The sequence below is a fragment of the Nostoc sp. DedQUE12b genome, assembly GCF_034530835.1.
Classification (GTDB): Bacteria; Cyanobacteriota; Cyanobacteriia; order Cyanobacteriales; family Nostocaceae; genus Nostoc.
Window position 1 is genome coordinate 36,018 of record NZ_JAVRCI010000059.1, and the last position, 7,764, is coordinate 43,781.

Below are 7,764 nucleotides of genomic sequence, written 5' to 3' on the forward strand. Positions count from 1 at the left end.
GACCTGAAATGTATTTAAAATAGGAGAAGATAAAAAATTGTCAGGAGGAATCAATCTCATGACCGTGATAGTTGCTAAGTAGACGATTGACGAATATCACCGCATGATTGACGCTGGCATTCTGAGCGATCGCCTTTCCCCGAATTTCAGATATTATTTACCGATATAATCAGTGGGTAAATCAAGTAAAGTGGATATGAAGCCCACAAACGAACAAACTCAGGGACTTTACAGGCTTTGTTATCGACTTACTAATGTCATTTACCCTAGATGGCCATACACAAACATCGAACTTGTTAGAGTAGATGAACGTACTGGAAACTTATACGTACTTGCTGGCGAAAATCTGGACTTTGAGATTAAACCAATCGGAGGGTATGAACCATGACAGTAGCTAAGTATGAAGCGATGAATCTGAATGAACTACGTCGCTATGTTCTCACTCACCGAGAAGATGTTGCAGCTTTCCATGTGTATATCGATCGCTCAAAATCTGAAGGGCAAATGATCAGCATAGACTTGAATGATGAGAATTGGGAAGACAAAGTTAAAGAAGCAATTAAATATAGTTCCAATGCTATTCGTTGGCACTGTAAGAATACACCAAAATATACTAAAGAAGCTCAGACAATTTCTGAATGGTGGAATCATTTAGATAATAAATTTGTTACCAAGCATCATCTTACTGGAATAGAAATTGATCAAACTGGAATCTGGGAACCAATTCAAATTAACCCACCAGTGCAAATACGCATCAGCGAACCAAGTTTAGAAATTGGTCAATCTACTACGTTGCTCAAATATAGAGGTCAAGATAACTCTATAAAACAAATAGAAGCCGATGCTATTGACTTGGATATTGCAAAGCAAAACTTATTTGTCTGGCCGACTCAAGCAGCAGAGGTTTTTATTTTCTCAACAGAGGCTACTTAACACTTTGCAGTACTCAGTTATAATCTCACTGATATATTTTTTACTATCAACATCTCTGTTTTTTGTGCGGTGATTCTCCTTTTGTTCAAGATTAGAGCCGTGAACTAAAGGGTTCCTATCGCTTTTGGGCATAGCTGTAATTTATTTTGAAGATGAAGTGCGATCGCTTTAGCAAGAAGAATATCACCGCATGATTGACGCTGGCATTTTGAGCGATCGCCTTTTATAGGTAATTAGTGCAAATACGCATCAGTAAACCAAGTTTAGAAATTGGTCAATTTACTACGTTGCTCAAATACAGAAGTCAAGATAACTCTATAAAACAAATAGAAGCCGTTGCTATTGACCTGGATATTGCAAAGCATTCTCTTGTAAAAATTGCTTAATTTATCACATAAAAACAGAAAATTTCTGTTATTTTGCCTTTTTCAACAGTAAAATTTAAACCTCCAGGGCTAGGTTTTTCAACTATATAATTTAAATTAGTAACTTTACCATTTTGGGAAATTTCAGTTTTTCCATAGGTTCTAATCACTTTTGATTGTTTGTCACCTACTTTTACTCCATCTATGGTAGAATATTTAGAACGAGTTGCTTTGATTTGATAAACAGTAAAGTTACCTGGTTTAGCACCTTCATCTAAATCAACTGTGATGCCTGCATATTTCAGAGTACGAACTTTACCAATAGCAGCTATAAAGCCATTTTCTACTTTTACAGGTTTACCTAAAATTTTTCTGACTTGTGCTTCGGACATAGAAAGTTTTACGCCACCTATTCCTAGACGTTCAATAGTGATTCCTGTTGATTGATTGTTAGGATTTTGAGAAATTTGATAATTAGTGGTGGTAGCAGTTACTTGACTATGGGTGTAGCTAGTCAAGGGAATAACAAAAGTAGCGATGCCTATGGCGGACTGCGCCAACACCAACGAAATTTCTCTTAACATAATTGCATACTCGACTATTTTATAGTTACCAAGCTGTTACCTCAGCCTGTGTATCAGTATTATCACATGCTTTCTGGCATATCTTTATCTTCAATCAATCGACTGATTCTGAATTACACCTAAAGTGCCTTTAAAATGGAAAAATATTAAGAATTATTAGGAGGAATCAATCGTCATGAGTGTGATAGTTGCTAAGTGGACGATTGACGAATATCACCGCATGATTGATGCTGGCATTTTGAGCGATCGCAAAGTTGAACTACTCAAAGGATAAATTGTCAAACTGACATTGACCGAAGGAATAATTCAACCGCTTGCATTCCCAGATGTTTCTGTTGCAGTGGAACAAATTATTAACAGCTAAGATAATTTACAGCTTTTTTTATCTTTTTGAACCACAAGAAGGTAAAGACACGAAATTGGACTGATTGTGCCCCGCTACGTCAAAGCATCTTTACAAAGATTCTGGATAACGCATATTTAATTTCACCAGATGTCTAATAATCATTCTCAAAATATTTGATGCAGAGACACGATTTTACTCGTATCTCTACAATGTCTTTTCATGAGTTTTATTCTGCGTTCACAAATTCCAAATATCCATTGCTAAGTTCTTTCACTGCTAAATCATAAAACTGCTTACCATGTTCAGGCGTTGCTAAAGCCGGATTTGATCCCATACGTCCATCTGGATAACGCACTCGAAAGTCAGCAGCGCTATAAATTCGATGTCCGCTTGCTACTTCTGGTGAAAGGTATGCTTGCTTAATCGCATTTGGATAAACGTACTGGGTGAGTGCTACTTCACTTGGCGTTGCATGAGAACCTTCTTGATCCCCATATAGTTCTTTCGCTAGCTTATATACAGAACCGCACATAAACCAGTTTGCCACTTGACATTGCACCTGTTGAGCATTGGGAATCTGCAAATCTTCTAAATGAGCGTAGGTTTCGGAAAAAGCAGCTTTGAGGGTGGCGATATTACCGCCGTGTCCGTTAATAAAGTAGAACTTGCTAAAACCAGCTTTGGCTAAACAAGTTACATAATCTCGCACTACTTGAATTAAAGTGCTGGGACGCAGACTGATTGAGCCAGCAAAAGCAGTATGGTGTAATGCCATGCCCACATTGATTGTAGGCCCCACGATCGCTTGAGTTGCATCACCTACACCAGATGCGATCGCTTCTGCACAAATAGCATCAGTACCAATTAACCCCGTTGGCCCATGCTGTTCTGTGGAACCAATAGGGAAAATAATACCTTTTGACTGCTGTAAATAAGCTTCGACTTCTTGCCAAGTACTTAAATGCAGTAACATTTAATGATTTTCCTCAATAAAATTGCCGTGGGATGAAACCTTTTGCTGCAAAACAGCATCTTCTGTAACTAAACTCCCACTAACATGATTATGAACTCTCTAAATTTTCTCTGCTGGCGATCGCACAAAATCCCCAACAATTTTTGCGAAGTCGGGGATCTTTGTTTACTGCCAAATTTGGAGAGAATTAGACGATCTATTTCTACGAATATTCTTTAGGTAATGGAGTTACAACGAGTTTTCACAGAGATATATATAAACAATTTGCCGATTCTGCCATTTTATACTACGATACTCGTCAGTAAGCTTCCATAATGGAAATCAAAATTGATTTATGAAATGTTGTCTTTCTGGATAATCAAGAAAAAAAGTCGCTCAATTTTGATTTTTGACTACTCGAAGTAATAATGCTTTTTTACGTTCCTTGTAATTTCCCATGTACAGGACATACCAGCGGGAAAAATCACTAAATCGCCCTTACCCATTTGCACTGGCTGTCCGCTATCAGGAGTAACAACTACTTCACCTTCCAAAAAGTAGCGAGTTTCTTGATAATCATAAGTCCAAGGGAATTTTGAAACTTCCTCTTTCCAAATATCCCATTCAAAGACACCTAATTCATTGAGATGTTCTTATCTGGGTTGATGCTCAATTTTAATGTCCATATTGTGTTTTCTGTAGTTATATTCAGCAATAAGATTGAATATCCTCTCCACACTGGTCTACTAGATAACACAAAGCACGAAAACGCAAGTAGACAAGTTCGTTATAAAGCGGATTCAGCTTGCACATTGGCGGAATATGAGCTATTTTACGACCAAAAAGCATGACATCACGCTCGAATGGACACTGAGCAGGAATTAGTTTAGCAATAAATTTGGCTAATTTCCGATTCTGAATCTCAATTTTATCGAGCCATTGACGTAATGGTTGGAGTATATCTAATTTTGGTTGAGCAAATTGCTTTTTACTACCTGTTTGATTCTTTTCTTCTAAAGGTTTAATAAAAGCAGGCAAAAAAATACGCTGATTCTGTGTTTTAAGCATAGTTGTAGGCAAGGTTTTCCTTGTGTAGATGAACTATTTAGCAATTCAAAATGTTAGCATGTAATATTTTTGGTCAATTTGCACTGCGCTTGTAGATTCAGAGGCAAAGAAAGCATAATACAAACAATTTACATGCATCCTTGGGAAGAGAAATGGTTTAACTAATTGTTATTTAAACCCACCAAATCATGAATAACTGTCCCGTTAAATACAAAATAACAAAGAAAATATAAAAATGGCATTTCTTTAACTTATAGATTTCTAATCTTACAGATAGCAATCTTATATACTATATATAAATGCCTGGTTCTGAAAATGCCTAGTATCTAGAGATGTAGTTTATGGCAGACAAATACAGTTCTGTTCTGACCCTACATACATTTCGCTAGGATTAGCCCCTAATATCTTTCGATTTTAGAGTATTGAATATCCATAAATTTGTCTGATATACTACACAAGTTAACCTAAATATTATCTAATAAGTAGTAATAAATCGATTGATAAGCCAAAACTAATATAAGGACTTACACAAGAGAAAGGGGCACTTGTACTGAGTAATTCTACAGTTTTTATAATCAGCTTTGTCCAACTACTCACTATGAGATTTTGACGTTAGCACGGCTTCTTGTAGAAAAGTATTGCTTATTCTCCCCAGTCCTCATTCCCAATTATGAAAAACTTACTTATTTAAAATATCTTAACCCAGTACTAACCTGATATTTACTGATATATTCTACATTCTGTTGCTCTATTTTTGACAGTAATTTAGGTGGAAATGTCTTGGGCGAATATGTAGGACGATACCAAGGTTGGTTATTAAAGTAATTTTGCAATTCAGTATTATCAAAACGGCGCCCATGAATAGCAAAAATCGAATTTCGCATAATATCTAGCTCAAAACCGCTTTTACCATCCAAATCTGCATCGCTTACAAGTCTTTGAGAAAGCCAGAAATAATTGTTGAGAGTCGTGGTATCAACTGATGGTAGTGATGTAGTTAAGGAAGGTGATTGAGTTGAAACTGATGGGGTAGTTGGTGTAAATGTAGGAGTTTCTATCACTGGGCTTGTAACATTTGACGGTGTTTCTGAAGGTAATACCGTTTTGTCTGCGGTAGGTTGAGAAGATTTTGGTAAAACTTGGCTAATAATCACAGATGCACCAATTAACCCACCTGCAATCAAACTGCCCATGAGAATATTATTCTGACTATTACTACTTTGAGGGCTAGGCTGTGGTTTGACAGGTGCTGTCTGAGGTTGCGGTGCAGAGACTATAGTTGGTTGAGTCAAGAGGGGTTGCGTCGGTGGAATTGGATTTGCTATGCTTTGCAAAGAATCCAGCATTGCTCTAGCTGTGGGGTAGCGATCGCGTGGATGATAAGCGATCGCCCGATCGATTACTCTTGCCATAATTGGGCTAACATGACTCGCATATTGCCGCCAGACAATTTCACCCGTTTGAGAATCGGTTTCTAGTTGTTGCGCTTGTTTACCAGTCAGCAAATAAATTACCGTCATTCCTAAACTGTATAAATCACTAGAATAAACAGGTCTACCTACGGCTTGTTCGCTCGGCATATAGCCAGGTGTACCAATCACTATCGAACTAGTAGGATTGCCTTGAGAATTTACCACTGTTCCCATTGACTCGCGTATAGCGCCAAAATCAATTAGCACAGGTTTACCATCGCGATGACGCACAATAATGTTATCCGGTTTAATATCCCGGTGAACAATATGCTTAGAGTGAACATAATCCAGGACGGGTAATAAATTCATGAATAATTCCTGGACAGCGCTTTCACTAAATAGTCCCTGCGTTTGAACTTTTCCAGCTAGGGTATCGCCTTCAATCCACTCCTGAACTAAGTAAAATTGTCCGCCTGAAGAGAAATAGGCATACAATGCTGGAATTTGGTCATTTGCGCCACCGAGTTCTTCTAAAATTGCTGCTTCGCGTTGAAACCTTTCTTGCACTAACTGGTAAATTTGGGGATTGTTGTGAATCGGTCTTAGCTGTTTAACCACACAACGGCGCTTTGAGGGCATATAGGTATCTTCTGCTAGATAGGTTTCACCAAACCCACCAGCGCCCACTGTGCGGATAACTTGATAGCGATCGTTCAACAGCTGTATTGTCATCGGAGATTACAAGCGATATTCATAAGATAGTTTTCCCCAAAACTACCTTCATTTCAAATCTAGTAATCCTTCTTCTTTCAATTTAGGATTGAAGCGAATCTGCATTTGCAAACCTCGCACTTCTAACAATTGCGTTGAAATTTCTGCTTCTACTCTCCGTGCCACGTTTTTAAGAACTTTTATTTGTGCTAATTCATCATTAGCTGGATTTTCATATTTCGCCTGTTCTTCAGGTGTCATTACAACTTTGACATCAATAGGATGAGTCCATTTTTCCTTTTGATCCCTATTACCCCAAGGTACACTGCCATTTTCAGCAATCCAAGCATTTTCAGTATTTTCTAAAATTGTGCGACTAGGACGTTCAATAGTTTGAACTTTCACCCAATAGCATTGCTGTGGCTGACGAACTAAATGCTGTTTAAGGCTGAGGTAAACATCACGAGAGTATCCTACAAATTGCAGCACTTTTTTTTGGTCAAAGATCGCATATACTCCGATTTTACCCTGAAATTGTTCGGGTAATTGGCCGCGATCGTCAATATAAGGAATATATTCCAGAGTTGCCAAAGAAGAAAGATTTGTTTCAGAAGCCATACATCAAATATCAGACTTACTATTTACTTCAGAATTAAAAATTGCGAATTAGAAAAAAATATCTTTAAAATTATTCATTACTCAAATTTTGGTAAATTGCACAAAGGCGACTGGGTTTAAAAATCTTAGCACTGAACATGAAGTTTGGTGGCACATTAATAATGACATACTGATCAGATTTATGATATTTTTCAAATTCTGCTGGCATTCCTTTAGTAGTAGTTAAGCTATAAGGAACTGGCTGGAAAAGTAATTCTGTAAATTTAAGTTGCTCACACCCCAACTGTTGACAAATTTGGTTCAAGAAAGCAGCGCTTGTCAATAAATTGAATAGAGTTTCTTGAGCTTGTGCTTCAAGAGTGAAACTTCCATCAAAGTTTTGAACGATTTTAAGAGGCATTTTCTGTATTAATAACTAGTTATTAAGGACTAAGCGATGATAAAAAATAAGCAACATGTTACACAGAGTCATCCAAATGTGATGTACAACGAAGCCTACCTTATTGTGCAGATAAACTTGGTTAAAAATAACCACTTTAAGATCAGCCTATTAGATTATGGGACTTCTGTCAGCTACACGATAAAGCTAGCATCGTTAAGAATCATGAAGTTTAGCAGATTTTTAGTAATAGTTAATTTCTCCCTAATGCTCTACTGATACACTAAACTTAATTCTCTGAAAAATAATTAAGTTTGACTGTCAACAAGAGTCATTTGGACAAACAAAAAGCCCCATCCTTAGAAGGACTGGGGCTTTTGTATGAATAATGAGACC

8 protein-coding genes and 2 pseudogenes are annotated in these 7,764 nt (G+C 37.3%); 3 read left to right on the plus strand and 7 right to left on the minus strand.

The window, feature by feature from the left end:
* Positions 1–196: 196 nt before the first annotated feature.
* A complete protein-coding gene (locus tag RMY16_RS24100) occupies positions 197–388 on the plus strand; it encodes a DUF6888 family protein (RefSeq protein ID WP_322738474.1) in 192 nt (63 codons plus the stop codon).
* Complete coding sequence (locus tag RMY16_RS24105; RefSeq protein WP_322738475.1) at positions 385–933, plus strand: DUF6887 family protein; 549 nt, start codon at positions 385–387, stop codon at positions 931–933. The genes RMY16_RS24100 and RMY16_RS24105 overlap by 4 nt, the downstream gene beginning before the upstream one ends.
* Positions 934–1,315: 382 nt before the next feature.
* Here the strand turns inward: RMY16_RS24105 and RMY16_RS24110 are convergent, their stop codons facing one another.
* Positions 1,316–1,882 (minus strand): hypothetical protein, encoded by a 567-nt coding sequence (locus RMY16_RS24110; protein ID WP_322738476.1) that lies wholly within the window; start codon positions 1,880–1,882, stop codon positions 1,316–1,318.
* Between the two features lie 175 nt (positions 1,883–2,057).
* On the opposite strand from RMY16_RS24110, the pseudogene RMY16_RS24115 reads away from it, so the two are divergent.
* A pseudogene (locus tag RMY16_RS24115) lies at positions 2,058–2,153 on the plus strand (Uma2 family endonuclease); the annotation flags it as partial.
* A 301-nt stretch (positions 2,154–2,454) separates the two neighbouring features.
* On the opposite strand, the gene RMY16_RS24120 reads toward RMY16_RS24115, so the two are convergent.
* The 6 genes and pseudogenes from RMY16_RS24120 to RMY16_RS24145 all read right to left on the minus strand — a co-directional run bounded on the left by RMY16_RS24120 (position 2,455) and on the right by RMY16_RS24145 (position 7,389).
* A complete protein-coding gene (locus RMY16_RS24120; protein WP_322668759.1) occupies positions 2,455–3,201 on the minus strand; it encodes a creatininase family protein in 747 nt (248 codons plus the stop codon).
* A gap of 392 nt (positions 3,202–3,593) precedes the next feature.
* Positions 3,594–3,866 (minus strand): annotated as a pseudogene (locus RMY16_RS24125) (cupin domain-containing protein).
* 22 nt (positions 3,867–3,888) lie between these two features.
* The gene (locus RMY16_RS24130) at positions 3,889–4,248 is read right to left on the minus strand and encodes a Mo-dependent nitrogenase C-terminal domain-containing protein (protein WP_322668760.1); all 360 of its coding nucleotides are present in this window, start codon (positions 4,246–4,248) and stop codon (positions 3,889–3,891) included.
* Positions 4,249–4,931: 683 nt separating this feature from the next.
* Positions 4,932–6,392, minus strand: a complete 1,461-nt coding sequence (locus RMY16_RS24135) for a protein kinase domain-containing protein (RefSeq protein ID WP_322738477.1) — start codon at positions 6,390–6,392, stop codon at positions 4,932–4,934.
* Between the two features lie 48 nt (positions 6,393–6,440).
* Positions 6,441–6,989 carry a GIY-YIG nuclease family protein gene (locus tag RMY16_RS24140; RefSeq protein WP_322738478.1) on the minus strand — a complete coding sequence of 183 codons (549 nt, stop codon included), beginning with the start codon at positions 6,987–6,989 and terminating at the stop codon, positions 6,441–6,443.
* A gap of 70 nt (positions 6,990–7,059) precedes the next feature.
* The gene (locus tag RMY16_RS24145; RefSeq protein ID WP_322668763.1) at positions 7,060–7,389 is read right to left on the minus strand and encodes a hypothetical protein; all 330 of its coding nucleotides are present in this window, start codon (positions 7,387–7,389) and stop codon (positions 7,060–7,062) included.
* Positions 7,390–7,764 lie beyond the last annotated feature (375 nt).